The 16,872-nt window shown below is 73.2% G+C and carries 17 protein-coding genes and 1 riboswitch; of the genes, 5 read left to right on the forward strand and 12 right to left on the reverse strand.

Annotated elements, in window-relative coordinates:
* Nucleotides 1–16 precede the first annotated feature (16 nt).
* The gene (locus tag G514_RS0118915) at nt 17–439 is read right to left on the reverse strand and encodes an SRPBCC family protein (RefSeq protein WP_028653021.1); all 423 of its coding nucleotides are present in this window, start codon (nt 437–439) and stop codon (nt 17–19) included.
* 11 nt (nt 440–450) lie between these two features.
* A complete protein-coding gene (locus tag G514_RS0118920) occupies nt 451–1,347 on the reverse strand; it encodes a phosphoribosylaminoimidazolesuccinocarboxamide synthase (RefSeq protein WP_028653022.1) in 897 nt (298 codons plus the stop codon).
* A gap of 59 nt (nt 1,348–1,406) precedes the next feature.
* Between G514_RS0118920 and G514_RS27800 the strand changes: the two genes are divergently transcribed.
* Entirely contained in the window at nt 1,407–2,024 is a 618-nt protein-coding gene (locus G514_RS27800; RefSeq protein ID WP_084152235.1) for a hypothetical protein, read from the forward strand.
* Between the two features lie 6 nt (nt 2,025–2,030).
* Here the strand turns inward: G514_RS27800 and G514_RS0118930 are convergent, their stop codons facing one another.
* Nucleotides 2,031–2,672, reverse strand: a complete 642-nt coding sequence (locus G514_RS0118930; protein WP_028653023.1) for a DUF2510 domain-containing protein — start codon at nt 2,670–2,672, stop codon at nt 2,031–2,033.
* 24 nt (nt 2,673–2,696) lie between these two features.
* The gene (gene dacB / locus G514_RS27805) at nt 2,697–4,091 is read right to left on the reverse strand and encodes a D-alanyl-D-alanine carboxypeptidase/D-alanyl-D-alanine endopeptidase (RefSeq protein ID WP_051247787.1); all 1,395 of its coding nucleotides are present in this window, start codon (nt 4,089–4,091) and stop codon (nt 2,697–2,699) included.
* Between the two features lie 97 nt (nt 4,092–4,188).
* Between dacB and G514_RS0118940 the strand changes: the two genes are divergently transcribed.
* Entirely contained in the window at nt 4,189–4,674 is a 486-nt protein-coding gene (locus G514_RS0118940; RefSeq protein ID WP_028653024.1) for an inorganic diphosphatase, read from the forward strand.
* A 47-nt stretch (nt 4,675–4,721) separates the two neighbouring features.
* On the opposite strand, the gene G514_RS27810 is transcribed toward G514_RS0118940, so the two are convergent.
* The 8 genes from G514_RS27810 to G514_RS0118980 form a co-directional block, all read right to left on the reverse strand.
* Nucleotides 4,722–6,764 carry an acyl-CoA dehydrogenase family protein gene (locus G514_RS27810; protein ID WP_084152236.1) on the reverse strand — a complete coding sequence of 681 codons (2,043 nt, stop codon included), beginning with the start codon at nt 6,762–6,764 and terminating at the stop codon, nt 4,722–4,724.
* A 28-nt stretch (nt 6,765–6,792) separates the two neighbouring features.
* Nucleotides 6,793–8,115 (reverse strand): C40 family peptidase, encoded by a 1,323-nt coding sequence (locus tag G514_RS31325; protein ID WP_157545022.1) that lies wholly within the window; start codon nt 8,113–8,115, stop codon nt 6,793–6,795.
* Between the two features lie 206 nt (nt 8,116–8,321).
* Nucleotides 8,322–9,359 (reverse strand): phosphatase PAP2 family protein, encoded by a 1,038-nt coding sequence (locus G514_RS0118955; protein WP_028653025.1) that lies wholly within the window; start codon nt 9,357–9,359, stop codon nt 8,322–8,324.
* Between the two features lie 44 nt (nt 9,360–9,403).
* Nucleotides 9,404–10,345 carry an ABC transporter ATP-binding protein gene (locus G514_RS0118960; protein WP_157545024.1) on the reverse strand — a complete coding sequence of 314 codons (942 nt, stop codon included), beginning with the start codon at nt 10,343–10,345 and terminating at the stop codon, nt 9,404–9,406.
* The gene (locus G514_RS0118965) at nt 10,345–11,937 is read right to left on the reverse strand and encodes an ABC transporter permease (protein WP_028653027.1); all 1,593 of its coding nucleotides are present in this window, start codon (nt 11,935–11,937) and stop codon (nt 10,345–10,347) included. Before G514_RS0118965 ends, G514_RS0118960 begins: the two co-directional genes overlap by 1 nt.
* On the reverse strand, nt 11,934–12,956 hold the full coding sequence (locus tag G514_RS0118970) for a thiamine ABC transporter substrate-binding protein (RefSeq protein ID WP_245582271.1): 1,023 nt from the start codon (nt 12,954–12,956) through the stop codon (nt 11,934–11,936). Before G514_RS0118970 ends, G514_RS0118965 begins: the two co-directional genes overlap by 4 nt.
* Before the next feature lie 19 nt (nt 12,957–12,975).
* Nucleotides 12,976–13,094: riboswitch (TPP riboswitch) on the reverse strand.
* Nucleotides 13,095–13,101: 7 nt separating this feature from the next.
* Nucleotides 13,102–13,998 (reverse strand): RNA polymerase sigma-70 factor, encoded by an 897-nt coding sequence (locus G514_RS0118975; protein WP_028653029.1) that lies wholly within the window; start codon nt 13,996–13,998, stop codon nt 13,102–13,104.
* Nucleotides 13,995–14,573: a carboxymuconolactone decarboxylase family protein gene (locus G514_RS0118980; protein ID WP_028653030.1), complete on the reverse strand. Its 579-nt coding sequence runs from the start codon at nt 14,571–14,573 to the stop codon at nt 13,995–13,997. Before G514_RS0118980 ends, G514_RS0118975 begins: the two co-directional genes overlap by 4 nt.
* 58 nt (nt 14,574–14,631) lie before the next feature.
* Between G514_RS0118980 and G514_RS27820 the strand changes: the two genes are divergently transcribed.
* From G514_RS27820 to G514_RS29500, 3 genes are read left to right on the forward strand one after another with little or no spacing between them, the layout of a single operon-like run.
* On the forward strand, nt 14,632–15,579 hold the full coding sequence (locus tag G514_RS27820; protein WP_169576508.1) for an alpha/beta hydrolase: 948 nt from the start codon (nt 14,632–14,634) through the stop codon (nt 15,577–15,579).
* Nucleotides 15,576–16,010, forward strand: coding sequence for a GNAT family N-acetyltransferase (locus tag G514_RS0118990; protein WP_028653031.1), 435 nt, complete (start codon nt 15,576–15,578; stop codon nt 16,008–16,010). Before G514_RS27820 ends, G514_RS0118990 begins: the two co-directional genes overlap by 4 nt.
* Complete coding sequence (locus G514_RS29500) at nt 16,007–16,867, forward strand: helix-turn-helix domain-containing protein (RefSeq protein ID WP_084152239.1); 861 nt, start codon at nt 16,007–16,009, stop codon at nt 16,865–16,867. The genes G514_RS0118990 and G514_RS29500 overlap by 4 nt, the downstream gene beginning before the upstream one ends.
* Nucleotides 16,868–16,872 lie beyond the last annotated feature (5 nt).

Below are 16,872 nucleotides of genomic sequence, written 5' to 3' on the forward strand. Positions count from 1 at the left end.
CCAACCTACCGAGGGCTCACGCCCGCGACGAGAGGATCTTCGCGGCTCGCTGCAGGTCGCGGCGCACGGCGGGCACCGACACCGCGCTCGCGGCGAGGCCCAGAGGGCCGAGGAGGTGGATGCGGAACGCGTAGCGGACCTCGCAGGCCCGCTCCCCCACCGGCTCGAACCGCAGGGTCAGGTCCGCGCGCACCCTGCGCCACGTCCCTGACTCCGACCACAGCCGCGGCCGCTCCAGCACGTCGGTGCGCATGGCCGGCCGGAGGCCGGGCACGGTCACGTCGGTCCAGGTCTGCCCGGGACGCGGGTCGCCCGTGACCCCCTCGACCGCGCGGAGCGAGGACTGCCACTGCGGTCGGTTGCGCGGGTCGGCCAGGTAGTCGAAGGCGACCGCTGCCGGCACGTCGAAGGACACGGTGCCGTGCAGCTGGCGCGCCACCGGTGAGCCGGTCAGAACGTCTGCCCGGTGAGGCGTTCGTAGGCCTCGACGTAGCGCGCCCGGGTGCGCTCGACCACCTCGGGGGGCAGCGGCGGCGGCGCCTCGCCGGATGCGCGGTCCCAGCCGGACTCGGTGGACAGCGCCCAGTTGCGCACGATCTGCTTGTCGTACGACGGCTGCGCGCGACCCGGCTGCCACTGCGCTGCAGGCCAGAACCGCGAGGAGTCGGGGGTGAGGACCTCGTCGGCGAGCACCGTCGTGCCGTCGCCGCGGGCGCCGAACTCGAGCTTGGTGTCGGCCAGGATGATGCCGCGCTCGCGCGCGATCGCGTCGGCCCGCCCGTAGATCTCGAGGGTCAGCGCGCGCAGCTCGGCGGCCCGCTCCGCGCCGAGGCTGCTGACCACCGCGTCGTACGACACGTTCTCGTCGTGGTCGCCGAGGTCGGCCTTGGTGGCCGGCGTGAAGATCGGCTCGGGCAGCCGGCTGCCGTCCTCCAGGCCGGCGGGCAGCGGGATGCCGCAGACCTCGCCGCTCGCGAGGTAGTCGAGCAGGCCCGAGCCGGTCAGGTAGCCGCGGGCCACGCACTCGACGGGGTACATGTCCAGCCGCTCGCACACCACGGCCCGGCCGCGCACCGCGTCGGGCACGTCGGTCGAGACGACGTGGTTCGGCACGACGTCGGAGAGTTGGTCGGACCACCACAGCGACATCCGGGTCAGCAGCTCGCCCTTGTCGGGGATCGTGGTGTCGAGCACGAAGTCGAAGATCGAGATGCGGTCGCTCGCCACCATGAGCAGCCGGCCCTCGTGCGGGCCCCCGGTCAGCTCGTAGAGGTCGCGCACCTTCCCGGAGTGGAGGTGGGCGGTGCCGTCGATCTCGGGGGCGGTCGGCAACCTCAGGTCGGCCATGGGATCAGCCTAGGTCCCCCACCGGTCGGCCGCGGTCAGGCGTTTGGCAGGGTGACGGCATGGCCCAGTCAGCCGAGCAGGTCCACGCCCGCATCCGCGAGGCCGTCGGCGACGGCGGCCGGCTGCCTGCGCCGCCCAGCAACGACTGGGACAACTTCCCCTGGGAGGTCGTGGACGGCGCGCTCGTGCCGCGCGAGCTGCCGCCGCCGTCCGACGACCCGCCGCGTGCCGGGGAGACGCCCGACAAGCCGTGCCCGTCGTGCTTCGGCACGCCGTCGGAGAACCTCATCTGGGAGGACGACGTCTGGGTGCTCAAGCACGTCGGCCGGCCCAGCGGCCTGCCGGTCGTGATGATCCTCGAGCCGCGGCTGCACCTCGACTTCGGCCAGCTCGACGACGAGCTCGCCTCGCAGCACGGACGCATCTCCAACCGGCTGGTGCGCATCGTGGAGGGACTCGACCACGTCGCGCGCTGCCACGTGCTGCGCTACGGGGACGGCGGGGCGCACGCCCACACCTGGTTCGTGGCACGCACCGCCCGGCTCACCGGCGTCATCGGCTCGCCCACCATCGAGTGGGACGACGTCCTGCCGCCCGGACCGGAGGACGTGTGGCGCGCCGACCTCCGCACGATCGCCACCAAGCTCGCCAACTGGGGCGGCGAGGCGCGGGCCTGACCTCCGTCAGCCGAGCCGGGCGGGCTCGGGCAGGTCGACGGTGACCCGCGCGGCGGTGACGCGTCCGGGCTCGCCCTGCGCCCACAGGTCGGCGACCGCGGTCGCGAGCAGACCCTTGCTGGTGAGCTGCGCCAGCGGCGGGCAGTACGACGCCTCGAGCTCGGCCGGCAGCCGCCCGACCATCGTCGCGCCGACGAGCACGGCGACGCCGTTCGGGACCGCGGGGTCCCAGGGGTTGGGCACCAGCCGGCAGTGCTCGTTGTCGAGCGTCGCGCCCTCGGCGGTCACGGCGGTCTGGGCCTGGGCGAACACGGCCGCGACCCCGGCGAGGTCGGTGGGTGCGAGCACGAGCTGCGTGCGGACCGACAGCGGCTGCCGGGCCGGCTCGTCGCGGCACGACGCCGCCACGGAGGCGAACGTCGGCACGCCCGGGCGGGCCGGCGCGGCGTTCTGGCTGACCCAGCTGCCCACCGCCGTGAGCCCGCGCGACAGCCCGTCGGCGAGGTCGTCGGCGGCCCGGGAGAGCTGGTCGCTCCCCGCCGGCCCGCGCGGGGAGCGGTGGTCGGTCCAGGCCGAGCCGTCCCAGTAGCGGAACTGGGTGGCGTCCTCCGGGTCGACGAACCACCCGGCCTGCGGCGTCTGCGTCATGGGGCGATGGTCCCAGACCGAGGGCTATCCGCAGTGGCAGGCGCCGAGGGCACCGGCGGCGGCGTCGAGCGCGTGCTGGGCCTTGGTCTCGTCGGGCTTGGCGATCTGGTCGGCCATCAGCGCGAACAGCATCTCGTGGCCGTCCTGGTCGACCGCGATGCCGGCCAGGCTGCTGACGTTGGTGAGCGTGCCGGTCTTGGCGCGCACCAGGCCGCGCGACTCGGGGAACGGCGAGTCGAACCGGTTGGTGAGCGACCCCGTGAAGCCCGCCACCGGCAGCCCCGCGGTGATGGCGTTGAGCTCGGGGTGCGCGGGGTCGAACGCCAGCCGGAGCACCTGCACGAGCGCGAGCGGGGTGATGCGGTTCTCGCGCGAGAGGCCGCTGCCGTCGTGCACCTCGAACGGCGCCGTGACGCCCAGCCCCTGGAGCGTGCTGGTGACCGCCGCGGCACCGTCGGCGAACGTGCCGCTGCCGGACACCGCCCTGCCGACCTGGTGCGAGAGCACCTCGGCGCCCTCGTTGTCGCTCACCTCGAGCACCCGGGCGGCGATCTCGCGGAGCGGCGCCGACTGCACGGACGCCAGCTCGCGCCCCTCGGCGGCGACGCCGTGGGTCGGGTCGCCGAGGACGGTGATGCCGTGGGCGGTGAGCGCGGCGGCGAAGGTCTGGGCGGCGTACAGCGACGGGTCGTCGACCCGGCCCGAGCCCTGCGCGGGCCGGCCCTCGTCGACCCACAGCGCGGTGACGCGCGAGACGACGTGCTCGGGCAGGTAGTGGGCCGGCCACGCGGGGTTGAACGACGGCTCGGAGAACAGCGAGTCGTCGTAGCCGAGCCGCACCGAGGTCCGGCCCTGCGCCGCCAGCGCGGCGGCGGTGCTGGCGGCCAGCGTGCGCACGTCGGCGCGGGCCGGATAGGCGGCCGGGAGCGGCTTGGAGCTCAGGAACGGGTCGCCGCCACCGACCAGCACGATCCGCTTCCTGCCACCCGCGACCACGCGGGTGGTGAACCGGGTCTCCGGCCCGAGCACCGACAGAGCCGCCGTCGCGGTCAGCAGCTTGGTGGTCGAGGCCGGCATCGCCGCCCGACCGTCGCCGACGCGGACGACCGGCCGCGGCGCGGTGAGGTCGGCGACGGCGCCCACGACGTGCCCGCCGAGCGCGGGATCCGCGAGGTGCGGGGCCAGGGCGGCCTGCACGAGCGCCGGGTCCATGCGTCCCGGCGGCGTCACCGGGGCGTCCACCGGCGCCGGGTCGGTCAGCGCGGGCAGGTCGAGCCCGGGCGGCGGCTCGACCTCGCCCGGCCCGGCGGGCGCGGCCGGGGCGGCGTCCGGCTCGTCGCCGGACAGCCGGTCGACCAGGTCGAGGCGCCAGGCCGCGACCCCGCCGAGCAGCAGCGCCACCACGAGGAGCGCGACCACGGCACGACCCACGAGTCCGTGGCCCCGCTCACGTCCCGACAACGAAACCCCCTCGCTCGTGCATACGACGAGGACATTGTGCGGGAGGATGCCTGACATGGACTTCGACGTGCTCGTGGAGATCCCCAAGGGCCAGCGCAACAAGTACGAGGTCGACCACGACTCCGGCCGCATCCGGCTCGACCGGACGCTCTTCACCTCGACCCAGTATCCGGCCGACTACGGGTTCATCGAGAACACCCTCGGCCTCGACGGCGACCCGCTCGACGCGCTCGTGCTGCTCCAGGAGCCGACGTTCCCGGGCTGCCTGATCAAGTGCCGCGCGATCGGCATGTTCCGCATGACCGACGAGGCCGGCGGCGACGACAAGGTGCTGTGCGTGCCGTCGACCGACCCGCGCCTCGAGCACATCCGCGACATCAACCACGTGCCGAAGTTCGACCGCCTGGAGATCCAGCACTTCTTCGAGGTCTACAAGGACCTCGAGCCCGGCAAGTCCGTCGAGGGCGCCGAGTGGGTCGGCCGCACCGAGGCCGAGGCAGAGGTGCGCGCGTCGTTCGAGCGGCTCAAGGGCGACGGCTGAGCCCGGACCGACGGCGGCTCACGTCCGGCCCCGGAGACCGGGCACCTTCACGCGGTGAGGTCCTTCGCGCGCAGCATCTCGTCGGGCACGCCGAACGCGTCGACGAGGTCGCGCGCGAGCGGTCGCACCTTGCGGCACAGCGCGTTGATCTCGCGGCTGATCGCCTTGGAGCGGGCGCCGGAGAGGCGGCCGTGCTCCATGAACCACGCGCGGTCGGCCTCGATGGTGCTGAGCGCGTGCAGGTCGCACAGGAGGTTGAGGGCGACCTTGTTGTCGCCGTCCTCCATCGCCGCGGTCTTGTCGACGAACGCCTCGAGCACCAGCCGCTCGACGTGCGCGCGGGCGGCGTGGATGACGTGGTCCTGGACGAGCGAGAACACCTCGCCGGGGTTCATGCCCTCGTCGATACCGCGCTTGAGGCGCCGGGCGACGCCGGCGAGCATGTGCTCCTCGCGGAAGCGCAGCATCGCGAGCTGGTAGGCGGGGTCGAGCAGCCCCGCCTCCTGGTCCCACTGGTCGCCGCCCGGCAGCAGGTCGCGCACCCGCTCGACCAGCGAGTGCACCCTCATCCGCTCGACGACGGTCTCGACGGCGAGGCCGGCGACGAACCGCACCATGCCGAGCTGGTCGAGGTCGGAGAACGACGAGGAGTAGTCGGTGAGCAGGCCCTTCGCGACGAGCTGGAGCAGGACGGTGTTGTCGCCCTCGAAGGTGGTGAAGACGTCGGTGTCTGCCTTGAGCGCGGTGAAGCGGTTCTCGGCCAGGTAGCCCGCGCCGCCGCACGCCTCGCGGCACTCCTGGATGGTGCGGGTCGCGTGCCAGGTGCCGAGCGCCTTGGTGCCGGCCGCGCGCGACTCGAGCTCGCGGACGAACTTCTCGCCGTCCTTGTCGTCACCCACCTCGCCGGAGAACGCCCGGTGGCACTGCCCGGCCACGACCTCCTGCGCGAAGTGCAGCGCGTAGGTGTGGGCGAGCAGCGGGAACAGCCGGCGCTGGTGCTGGCCGTAGTCGAGGAGCAGCTCCTCCTCGTCCTCCGACGTCGCCTCGAACTGGCGCCGCCTGAGGGCGTAGCGGACCGCGATGGCGAGCGCGACCTTGCTGGCGTTGATGCCGGCGCCGCCGACGCAGACCCGGCCCTGGATCAGGGTGCCGAGCATGGTGAAGAAGCGGCGGTTTGGGTTCTCGATGTCGCTGCGGTAGGTGCCGTCCTCGTCGACGTCGGCGAAGCGGTTGAGCAGCGCCTCCCGCGGCACCCGCACGCCGTCGAACCAGAGCCGGCCGTTGTCGACGCCGTTGAGGCCCATCTTGAGGCCGTCGTCCTCGATCCGGACGCCCGCCGCCGGCCGCCCGTCCTCGCGGATGGGCGCGACGAACGCGTGCACGCCGTGCCGCACGGGACCCTCGGGCCCGTCGACCTCGAGCTGCGCGAAGACCACGGCGAGCTCGGCGTGGGTCGCGGCGTTGCCGATGTAGTCCTTGTTGGCCTCGGGACCCTCGGTGGTGATCACGAACTCGCCGGACCCGGCGTCGTACCTCGCGACGGTGCCGAGCGCCTGCACGTTGGACCCGTGCCCGGTCTCGGTCATCGCGAAGCAGCCCATGAGCCTGCCCGTGATCAGGTCCGCGAGGTAGCGGTCGTGGTGCCGCTTGGTGCCGAGCTGCAGGATCGCGCCGCCGAACAGCCCGAACTGCACACCGACCTTGACCAGCACGGAGAGGTCGCCGAAGGCGAGGGTCTCGAACGCCGCGAACGACGCACCGACGTCGCCACCGCCGCCGTACTCCTTCGGGAACCCCATGCCGGTCTGCCCCGTCGCCGCCATCTCGACCACGACGTCCTTCACCCGCTCGCGGAACGCGGCCCGGTCGAGGGTCTCGGCCTCCTCGAGGATCGAGGAGTACTCCACCAGGTTGGTGCGCACCAGCTGCCGCACCTCGGCGTAGCGGCCGTCGAGCAGCGCGGTCAGTGCCGCGACGTCGACAGTCGGCTGGACGTAGCCGTCCGCCTCGGGCTCGGGAGCCTCGCCGTCGTGCTGCGGTGAGTCCTCGGCGGGCTGCTCGTCTGCGGGTGCGGTCGTCTCCGTGGCCACGGGCCGAGGGTACCCAGCGAGACACCCCTTACGGCCGGGCGAAGTACTTCGGGGTGATCCAGTGGTACATGGACACCTCCTCGACCACGCGGCCCGGTCGCGGCGCGTGGATCATCATGCCGCCGCCGGTGTAGAGGGCGACGTGGTAGATCGAGCTCGGGCCGCCGTCGCTCCAGAAGAGCAGGTCACCCGGCTGGAGCTGGGCGAGCGTGATCGGTGTCGACTGCTGGTACTGCGCCACCGAGTAGTGGGGCAGCGACTTCCCGCCGGCCTCCCAGGCCCGCATCGTGAGGCCCGAGCAGTCCCACGAGCTCGGGCCTGCGGCGCCGTAGTGATAGGGCTCCCCGAGCTGGGCGCGGGCGAAGGCGATCGCGGCCGAGGCACCACCGCTCGCGGGCGGCGGGGGCGGCAGGGGCGGCGGAGGCGGGGTCGGTGAGGCCGTCGCGGTGGGGGTCGGCGTCGGGGCAGTGGGCGTCGGCGAGGTGGTCGGCGCGGCCGTCGGGCTCGGTGCCGCAGTCGGGCTCGGTGCCGCCGTCGGCGTGGGCGCCGCAGTCGGGGCGGGCGGAGGAGTCTCGTGCTCCTCGTCCTCGGCCTCCTCGGCAGCCTCCTCCGCAGCCGCGGCGGCAGCGGCAGCGGCCTGCGCGTCGAGCTGGTCCTGGCGCTGCTCGGCGAGCGCGGTGCTGACGCCCTGCAGCCGGGCCAGCTGGCCGATCATCTCGTCGCGCTCGGCGGTGTAGGTGCCGGCCTCCGCGGCGGCGGCTGCCTCGGCGTCGCGGGCGGCGTCGCGGGTGTCCCTGGCGCGCTCCGCGCTGGCGCGGGCGTCGGCGAGCGCCTCGGCGGCCCGCGACTCGGACTCCTCCGCCACGTCCGCGGCCTCGCCGTAGGCGTCGTAGCGGCCCTCGAGACCGGACTCGGCGTTCTGCAGCGCGGAGGTGCTCTCGAGCACCTCGCTCACGCCGTCGGCCTCGCTGATCGCGCCGAGCGCGGTGAGCTGGGGGGAGAACTGGTAGGCGGCGATCGCGGCCTCGGCGTACGCCGCGCGCTGCCGCTCGAGGTCCGCGGCCGCTGCAGCTGACTGCTCCTGGGCGAGGCGCGAGGCCTCGGCCGCCTGCTGTGCCTCGTAGCGGGCCCCGTTGAACGCCTCGGCCGCCTTGGCAGCGTCGACCTGCGCGGCCTCGAGCCGCTGCTGCGCCGCGGCGAGCCTGCCCCGCACCGAGGCCACGTCGAGGGCCGCCGCGTCGACCGCCGACTCGGCGGCGTCGACCTCCTGCTGCGACACGGGCCCGTCGGGATCGGCGGCCCACGCGGCCGGGACCGTCAGCCCCACGGCGCACGACAGCACGACTCCCACCACACCACTCCGCGCGCGCACGGCCTCGACCCCTCATACGGTTCGCGACCGGCTCCTTCCCCGAGCCGGTCTCGGCGCGCACCGCCAGTCACACATCCCACATGTGTCACTTGTGGCGCACGAACACCAACCGTAAGGCGATCCGGGCCAAGGTCAACCCAAAACGGCCAGATTTCTTCGATCCGTCGGCGTGTCGCCTTGACGTACTACACCGTTGTAACTTCGGCGGGCACCGTCTCGGGCGAGCGCTCGCCGTGGCGCACGAACTTCTGGCCGCTGGCCAGGCCGCCGACGTAGAAGCTGAGGAGCGCGATCAGGACGCCTGCGACGTCGTCGGCGATGTAGTGCCAGCCGAAGTAGAGCGTGGCGATCGCGGTGATGCCGAAGTTGACCCACACCGCGATGCGCAGCCACCTGATGCGGATCGTGTACTGCACCATCAGCGCGACGAGCATCGTGATGCCGCAGTGCAGGCTCGCGAACCCGGCCACCGACTGCACCGCGTTGCTCAGCGAGCCGGTGACGACGTAGTCGCGGGTGAAGTCGAGGGAGTCCATCAGCCGCTTCGACGGCGTGTGCGGCAGGTCGACGTAGAGCTGCACGTAGCGGAAGCCGGGGCCGAGGGTGGGCAGCGCGTAGTAGGAGATGGTCCCGAGCACCCAGGCCATGCACTGCGAGGTCACGAACCAGTAGCCGTAGGACAGGTTGCGCGACCACACCACCCACGCCGTGACGACCAGGGGCACCATCGGCAGGAACCACAGGTAGACGAACGACAGCACGTACGCCGAGACGCCGGTGCCGAGCACGGTGTGCAGCACGGTGGCCGGGTCGTGGCCGAACAGCAGCGCGTGGTCGAGCAGGTGGAGCTCGCGGTCGTACTTCGTCTCGATGACGAAGGGCAGGAACGACTTGATGTTGCGGTAGGTCACGTAGACGACGTAGAAGCTCGTGATCCCCGACGCGACGAGGATGATGCGATCCCTGTTCCAGTGCGTGCGGATGCGCTGCCTGACGGCGCCCGGGATCCGCCCCGGCGTGCGGAGGTTGACGAACACCGCCAGCGGCAGCAGGTCGAGCAGCAGCGCCCCCGTCAGCAGGAGGGGCAGCCGGATGTAGGACGGGCCGAGGAAGCTGCCCTCGGGGTCGACCAGCTTCTTGTCGAGGACGACGGCCTCGACGACCGCCCACGTCGCCATCCCCAGGGCCAGGACGGCCATGAGGGCCCACGCGCGGCGATACACGGTCGTCAGTGTAGGGAGGCACACCGGCACCGCGGCGACCGCGTTCAGCCGCCGACGACCGCCGTGCGCGTGGAGTCGAGGCTCAGCCGGACGTGCTGGCCGGCCGCCGGGTGCTGCCCGAGCGGCGCCACCGCGTCCACCTCGCCGACGTCCTCGACGTCGACCACGACCCGGACCTGCTCGGGCGTGACCCGCGCCTCGAGCACCGTGCCCCGCAGCGACCCCTCCGGGTCGACCCGGAAGGCGCTGCGGCGCACGGCGAGCCGGACCGGGCCGTCGAGCACCCGGGCGTAGCCGAGGAAGAGCGCGGTCTCGGCGTCGGCCGGGGCGCGCCACACCTCGTCGATGCCGCCCTGCTGCACGATCTCACCGGCGCGCATCACGGCGAGCCGGTCGGCGACCGTGAACGCCTCCTCGTGGTCGTGGGTGACCATCAGCGCGGTGATGCCCTCGGCGGTGAGGATCTCGCGCAGGTCGGACGCGAGGCGCTGGCGCAGCCCGGTGTCGAGCGCGGACAGCGGCTCGTCGAGCAGCAGCAGGCGGGGGCGTACGGCGAGGCAGCGGGCCAGGGCGACGCGCTGCCGCTCGCCACCCGAGAGGGTCGCGGGCAGCCGGTCGGCGTACCCCTCGAGACCGACCAGGGCCAGCAGCTCGCCGACACGATCGACGATGCCGGACGCGCGCCGCAGCCGCAACGCGTAGCCGATGTTGCGGGCCACGGTGAGGTGGTTGAACAGCTGCCCGTCCTGGAACATCAGCGCGAAGCCGCGCTTGTGGGTCGGCACCCGCGACAGGTCGGCGCCGTCCCACGCGATCGCGCCGGCGACGAGCGGCTCGAGCCCGGCGACGGCGCGCAGCAGCGTGGACTTGCCGCAGCCCGAGGGGCCGAGCACCGCGAGCACCTGGCCGTCGGGCAGCTCGAGCGAGGCGTCCCGGACGGCGGGGACGCCGTCGTAGGAGACCGAGACGTCGGTCAGCCGCAGCATCAGAACGCCCCCAGCGACCGGACGCCGAGCCGGTCGACGACGAGCACGACGAGAGCGGTGGCGGCGGCGAGCACGACGGAGGCGGCCAGCGCCATGCCGAAGTTCTCACTGCCCGGGCGCCCGATGAGCTGGAAGATGACCACGGGAAGGGTCGGGTGCTCGTCGCGGACGAGGAACGACGTGGCGCCGAACTCGCCGAGCGAGACCGCGAACGCGAACCCGGCGGCGACGAGGAGCGGACGCCGGACGACGGGCAGGTCGACCGTGGCGCAGGTCCGCAGCGGCCCGGCCCCGAGGGACGCCGCGGCCTGCCGCTGCCGGTCGTCGACCCCCGAGAGCACGGGCACCAGGGTGCGGACGACCAGCGGGAGGGCCACCAGCGCCTGGGCGATCGGGACCAGGAGCCGCGAGGAGGTGTCGAGGGTCAGGAGGAAGCCGAAGCCGAGGGTGACGGCGGAGACGCCGAGGGGCAGCATGAAGAACGCGTCGAGAGTGGAGCGCAGCCCCCGCTCCGCACGGCTCAGCGAGCGCCTGCTGACCACCACGGCGATGAGACCGCCGAGCAGCAGGGACATCCAGGTCGCGTCGACGGCGGTCCGGAGGCTGGTCACCAGGGCGTCGGTCACCGGCACCAGGAGCGCGTTGCCGTCGCCGACGGTGCGCAGCCGGCGGTAGTTCGCGAGGGTCCAGGTGCCGTCCTCTCGCAGCGACCCGGCCAGCAGCGTGAGCAGCGGCGTGACCACCAGGGCCAGCGCGACGACGGTGGCCACGACCTGCGGCAGGTCTCCGCGACCCGGCCGCCGCGCGCGGTTCGGACGGCGTGCGGTCGTCGGGTCCGGCGACCGGCGCAGCCGACCCACCACCACGATCAGTGCGGTGATCGCGAGCAGCTGGACGATGCTCAACGCCGCCGCCGCCTGGAGGTCGAGCAGCTGGGTCGTGAGCAGGTAGATCTCGGTCTCGACCGAGGAGTAGCGCAGCCCCCCCAGCGTGAGGACCACGCCGTAGGACGTCGCGCAGAACAGGAACACCACGCTCGCGGCCGAGACGACGGCGGGGCGCAGCGCCGGCCAGGTCACCGTGCGGAACACCTGGGCCGGCGAGGCGCCGAGGGCGGCGGCCGCCTCACCCGGGCGGGCGTCGAGCGACTCCCAGGCTGCCCCGACGACACGGATCACCACCGCGACGTTGAAGAACACCAGCCCCGCGACGATCGCAAGCGCGCTGCCGTCGAGCGGCGTGCCGCGCACCAGCAGCCGGAACGCCACGCCGACCACCACGGTCGGCAGCACGAACGGCACCACGAGCACGGAGCGCACGACGCTCCGCCCGGGGACGTCGAGGCGGTGCAGGACGTGGGCCGCGGGCATCCCGAGCGCGACGCTGACCAGCGTGGCGGCACCGGCCGACCACACCGTGAACCACACGACGCGACGCGTCCGGGGACGACCGAGCACCTCCAGCACGGCCCGCGGACCCTCGTCGAACCCGCGGCCGATCATCGCGCTCACCGGCAGCACGAAGAAGACGGCCAGCACCAGCACCGGCCCGAGCGCCAGGCCGACGAGGGTGAGCAGCCTTCGCGTCGTCATCGCGAGACGAGGTCACTCCACTGCTGGAGCCAGGCCTCGCGGTTCGCCGTGATCTCGGCCGGGTCGACCGTGTAGGGGTGCTCGGGCTGCTTCGCGAACGTCGCCCAGTCGGCGGGGAGGGCCACCGAGCCGTCGACGGGGAAGACGTACATGGCGTCCGGCAGCGCCGCCTGGAAGTCGTGGCCCAGCATGAAGTCGACCAGCGCCTCGGCGCCCTTCGGGTTGTCGGCGCCGGCCAGCACCCCGGCGTACTCCACCTGGCGGAAGCAGGTGTCGAGCAGGGCGCTCGTCGTGGTGCCGCCCTCGCCGTCGGTGGTGAACGCCGGCGAGGAGTCGTAGGACAGCACGATCGGCCGGTCGCCGCCCCCGCCGCCCTGGCTGAAGGCGACCTCGTAGGCGTCCGACCAGCCCTGCGTGATCTCGGCACCGTTGGCGAGCAGCCGGGTCCAGTAGTCCCGCCAGCCGTCCTCGCCGTACGCCGCGATCGTCGTCAGCAGGAACGCGAGGCCCGGTGAGCTCGTGGTCGCGCCCGGGGTGACGAAGAGATCCTTGTAGGCGGGCTCCGCCAGGTCGTCGAGGGTCTGGGGCTCGGCGATGCCGTGGTCGGCGAACCAGCCGTCGTCGACGTTGACGCACACGTTGCCGGTGTCGACCGGGGTCAGGTCGTGGTCGTCGTCGCCCTCGAGCGCGTAGGCCTCCGCCCCCTCGGGGAGGTCGGCGGCGTAGGGCGCCAGGACACCCTCGTCGATCGCCCGCGACCCGAAGGTGTTGTCGATGCCGAAGACCGCGTCGCCGGTCGGGTCGTCCTTGGTGAGGACGAGCTTGTTGGTGAGCGCGCCGGCGTCGCCCGCGGCCCTGACCACCAGGTCGAAGCCGCTCTCGTCCTCGAACTGCTTCTGCAGGTCCTTCGACATCACGAACGACTCGTGGGTCACCAGCACGACCCGCTCGGCCGGGTCGCCCCCGCTGTCGTCGTCGCCCACCAGCGAGCAGGAGGTCGTGAGGAGGGCTGCGGCCACCCCCAGCACGATCGGCGCGTACCGCATATCGTTGACTCCCTTCGCCGGTGCTAGCCGGAGCAGGTTCGGAGGGTCTGCGGCTTCTCCGCACTCTCAGCGCCGGCGACCGAAGTCCTGGGCGCTCCCCTGTCGTTGTGCCTCCACCCTAGCGGGCGAGCGAGACCGCCTCGTCGACGCGGTGGAGCTTGTCCGGGTTGCGGACCAGGTAGAGACCGGTGACCTTGCCGCCCTCGATGCGCATGGTCGCGACCGCCTCGAGCTCGCCGTCGAGCAGCAGCCCGAGACCGGTCTCGCCGTTGACCGGCATCGGGACCGCTCCGTCGGCGCCGACCTTGGCGGCGATGCCGATGAGGAAGCGCAGGACCTTCTCGGCACCGAGGATCGGCTTGAGCGCCGCCTGCTTCAGCCCGCCGCCGTCGGTGATGAGGACGACGTCGGGCGCCAGCACGTCCATCAGCGACTGCAGGTCACCGGTCGCGGCCGCGGCCAGGAACCGCTCGACCACCGCCGAGCGCTCTGCCGCGGTCGTCTCGGTGCGCGGCCGCCGGGCCTCGACGTGCGACCGCGCGCGGTGCGCGACCTGGCGCACGGCGGCCGGGGTCTTGTCGACCGCCTCGGCGATCTCGTCGTAGGGCAGGTCGAAGACCTCGCGCAGCACGAACACCGCGCGCTCGGTCGGCGTCAGCGTCTCGAGCACGAGCAGCATCGCGGTCGAGACGCTGTCGGCGAGCTCGACGTCCTCGGCCACGTCCGGCGAGGTGAGGAGCGGCTCGGGCAGCCACGGTCCGACGTACGCCTCCCGCCGACGTGCCAGCGACCGGATCCGGTTGAGCGCGAGGCGGGTCGCGATCCGGACGAGGTAGGCGCGCGGGTCGCGCACCCCGTCGGGGCCGAGCCGCTCGCTGGCCTCGGCCCACCGCAGCCACGTCTCCTGGAGCACGTCCTCGGCGTCGGCCGCGGAGCCGAGCATCTCGTAGGCGACGGTGAACAGCAGGTTGCGGTGCGCGACGAAGAGGTCCGTGGCACCCGAGGCCTGGCTCATGGCCGCGAGGCTAGCGGCAGCTCGCAGACGTCGGAGTAGCCCTGGCTCTGGAGGCCGGCTGCGGAGTTGAACCGCGAGCGCATGTTCTCCAGCGCCACCATCTGGGTCAGCTCGACCACCGCCGGCGAGCCGAGCTCGTCGACGAGGTGGGCCACCATCTCGTCGGTCACGGTGGGCGGGGTGGCGGTCATCGCCTCGGTGTACTCGAGGACGGCCCGCTCCAGCGGGGAGAACACGTCGGACTCGCGCCACCGCGGGACCTCGCGGACCTTGGCCAGGTCGAGGCCGTCGTTGTGCGCCATGAAGTAGCCGAAGTCGAGGCACCACGAGCAGCCGATCGCGCCGGCGCTGGCGAGCTGGGCGTAGGACTTGAGGTTCGGGTCGAGCCGGTCCCATTTGCTGACCTTGTTCTCGAAGGACATGACCGCCTTGAGGACCGGCTTGTGGTGGAAGTAGACGTAGCCGTTGTCGGGCAGCTCCCCGCCGAGCATCTTCTTGGCGAACAGCTTCATGAGGGCGCCGTAGGCGCCGGTGATCTCGGCCTTGGGGATACGGAAGGTGCTGGTGCTTGTCATGTCCACGTGACACCGGCTGCCCCGGACCTGTGACAGCCCGATGTGGAAGATTGCGAGCATGCCCCGCAGCCGGCCGAGCCGACGTCACGAGCTCCTGGCGCGCGTGGTCCCCCGGCTGCGCCGCTCGCGCGAGCTCGACAGCCCTGAGCTCGAGAGGGCCCGGCTGGAGACGTGGCACGCCACCCTCGATCGCGGGTTCCCCACCTCGGCGGTGCCGTTCTTCGGCCGCAGGTTCGCGGTGGTGCGCGAGGAGCTGCCGATCGACGCCTCCGGGCGCAGCTTCTCGTCGTACACGCTGACGCAGCGGCGTCACGTCCCGACCCGCACCGTCGTCTACCTGCACGGCGGCGGGTTCGTCGGACCGATCGACCCCTTCCAGGTGCGGTACGCCGCGCGGCTGGCGACGGGGCTCGGCGCGCGCGTCGTGGTGCCCGACTACCCGCTCACCCCCGAGCACACGTGGCGCGACGCGCACGGGCCGGTCGTCGACCTCGTGGAGCGGCTGCTGGACTCGCCCGAGCCCGTCGCCATCGCCGGCGACTCGGCGGGCGGCGGCCTGGCGCTCGCCGTCGCCGAGACCGTGCGAGACCACGGTGGCCCGCAGCCCGACCGACTGCTGCTCATCTCGCCGTGGGTCGACCTCACGCTCAGCACCCCCGAGACCCACGAGGTCACCGTCGGCGACCCGTGGCTGTTCGTCGGCAAGATGCGCGCCTACGCCGAGTGGTGGGCAGGCTCGCCCGACGACCTCGGCCGGCCGGAGGTCTCCCCCGCGCTGGGCGAGCTCGCGGGGCTGCCGCCCGCGCTGATGTTCTTCGGCACCCGCGACTCGCTCTGGCCGGGCGGCACGCTGCTCGGCCGGCGCGCGGAGGAGGCCGGGTGGCCGCTCACGTACGTCGAGGAGCCGGGCCTCATCCACGTCTTCCCGATCCTGCCGTTCCTGCCCGAGGCGAGCCGCGCGTGGCGGCAGACCCTGACGTTCATGGAGAAGGGGAGCCTCGCGTGAGGATCTCGGCGGTGCCCTTCGCGGCGCTCGACCCGCTGACGGCCTACAGCCTGTGGAAGCTCCGTCAGGACGTCTTCGTGGTCGAGCAGGGGGCGGCGTACCCCGACCTCGACGGGCGCGACCTCGCCCCCGAGACCAGGCACGTGGTGATGGAGGACGACGACGGCGTGGTGCTGGGCTGTGCGCGGGTCCTGGACGACGGTGACGAGTGGCGCATCGGGCGGGTCGCCCTGCACCGGACCGCGCGCGGCAAGGGCCTCGCCGACGCGCTCGTGCACACCGCCCTCCAGGTCTGCCCCGACCGCGACGTCGTGCTCGACGCGCAGGCGGCGCTGGCCCCGTGGTACGCGACGTTCGGCTTCGAGGTCTGCGGGCCGGAGTTCCTGGAGGACGACATCCCGCACGTGCCGATGGTCCGTCGCGCGGCATGAGGGTGCGCGTCGGCGCCGGGACCGGCGTCGAGTGGCTGATGGCGGCGATGGCCGTGGCCGACCCCGACTGGCGGGCCGTGCTGACCCACGGCGAGGCGGCGTACGACGCGGCGCGGGTCGCGGGCGGCCGCGACCTGATCCGCGACCTCGGCCGGATCGGGCGACCGGGCTGGATCCGCCTGCTCGGACCGCTGACCCGGCGTCGTGGCGCGTGGTCGATCGACGCGCTGCGCGACCACGTCGACGGCCAGACCGCGATGGCGCTCCACGAGACCCTGCTCGGGCGGCACGGCCAGGCCACCCGCTGGCTGTCCACGGCCACCCCGGCGGAGGTCCGCGTGACCTGTCGGCGCGTGCTCGACGGGCTCCCGGCGCCCGAGGGGAGCACGCCAGTCCTGTCGGCCGTGCGCGCCCGGCTCGCCGAGGCCGGGCCGGAGCGGCTGCTCGACGAGGTCGCACCGGGTCTGCACTACGGCGCCGGCGTCCTCGACGACGTGCTGCTCGTGACCTCTCGTCAGGTCGCGCCCATCGTCGTCGAGCTCGCCGAACCCGACCGGACCGTGATCGTGCACCCACCGCTCGGGGAGTCCGCGTCGCTGCGCGACCTCGGGCGCGCGCTCGGCGACACCACGCGCATGCGGGTGCTCCAGCAGCTCAGGGCCGGGCCGCGCACGCTGCCGGACCTGTGCGAGGTGCTCGAGTCGCCGCGCACCACCCTCCTCCACCACCTCGCGCTGCTGCGCGGGGCCGGGCTGATCGACCTGTCCGTCACCGCCGGCGAGGCGAATGTCTACCGCCTGCGCCCCGACGGCTTCGACCAGCTGGCGCAGGCGGCGAAGGCGTTCCCACTGGGCTGAGCCCG

Source organism: Nocardioides halotolerans DSM 19273, from assembly GCF_000422805.1.
Lineage (GTDB): Bacteria > Actinomycetota > Actinomycetes > Propionibacteriales > Nocardioidaceae > Nocardioides > Nocardioides halotolerans.

Coding starts and splice junctions, on each gene's coding strand:
- G514_RS0118940 (WP_028653024.1), top strand. CDS start 4,189: ATGGACTTCGACGTGCTCGTGGAGATCCCCAAGGGCCAGCGCAACAAG.
- G514_RS27800 (WP_084152235.1), top strand. CDS start 1,407: ATGGCCCAGTCAGCCGAGCAGGTCCACGCCCGCATCCGCGAGGCCGTC.
- G514_RS0118960 (WP_157545024.1), bottom strand. CDS start 10,345: ATGCTGCGGCTGACCGACGTCTCGGTCTCCTACGACGGCGTCCCCGCC.
- G514_RS29500 (WP_084152239.1), top strand. CDS start 16,007: ATGAGGGTGCGCGTCGGCGCCGGGACCGGCGTCGAGTGGCTGATGGCG.
- G514_RS0118980 (WP_028653030.1), bottom strand. CDS start 14,573: ATGACAAGCACCAGCACCTTCCGTATCCCCAAGGCCGAGATCACCGGC.
- G514_RS0118975 (WP_028653029.1), bottom strand. CDS start 13,998: ATGAGCCAGGCCTCGGGTGCCACGGACCTCTTCGTCGCGCACCGCAAC.
- G514_RS0118920 (WP_028653022.1), bottom strand. CDS start 1,347: ATGGCCGACCTGAGGTTGCCGACCGCCCCCGAGATCGACGGCACCGCC.
- G514_RS27820 (WP_169576508.1), top strand. CDS start 14,632: ATGCCCCGCAGCCGGCCGAGCCGACGTCACGAGCTCCTGGCGCGCGTG.
- G514_RS0118930 (WP_028653023.1), bottom strand. CDS start 2,672: ATGACGCAGACGCCGCAGGCCGGGTGGTTCGTCGACCCGGAGGACGCC.
- G514_RS0118965 (WP_028653027.1), bottom strand. CDS start 11,937: ATGACGACGCGAAGGCTGCTCACCCTCGTCGGCCTGGCGCTCGGGCCG.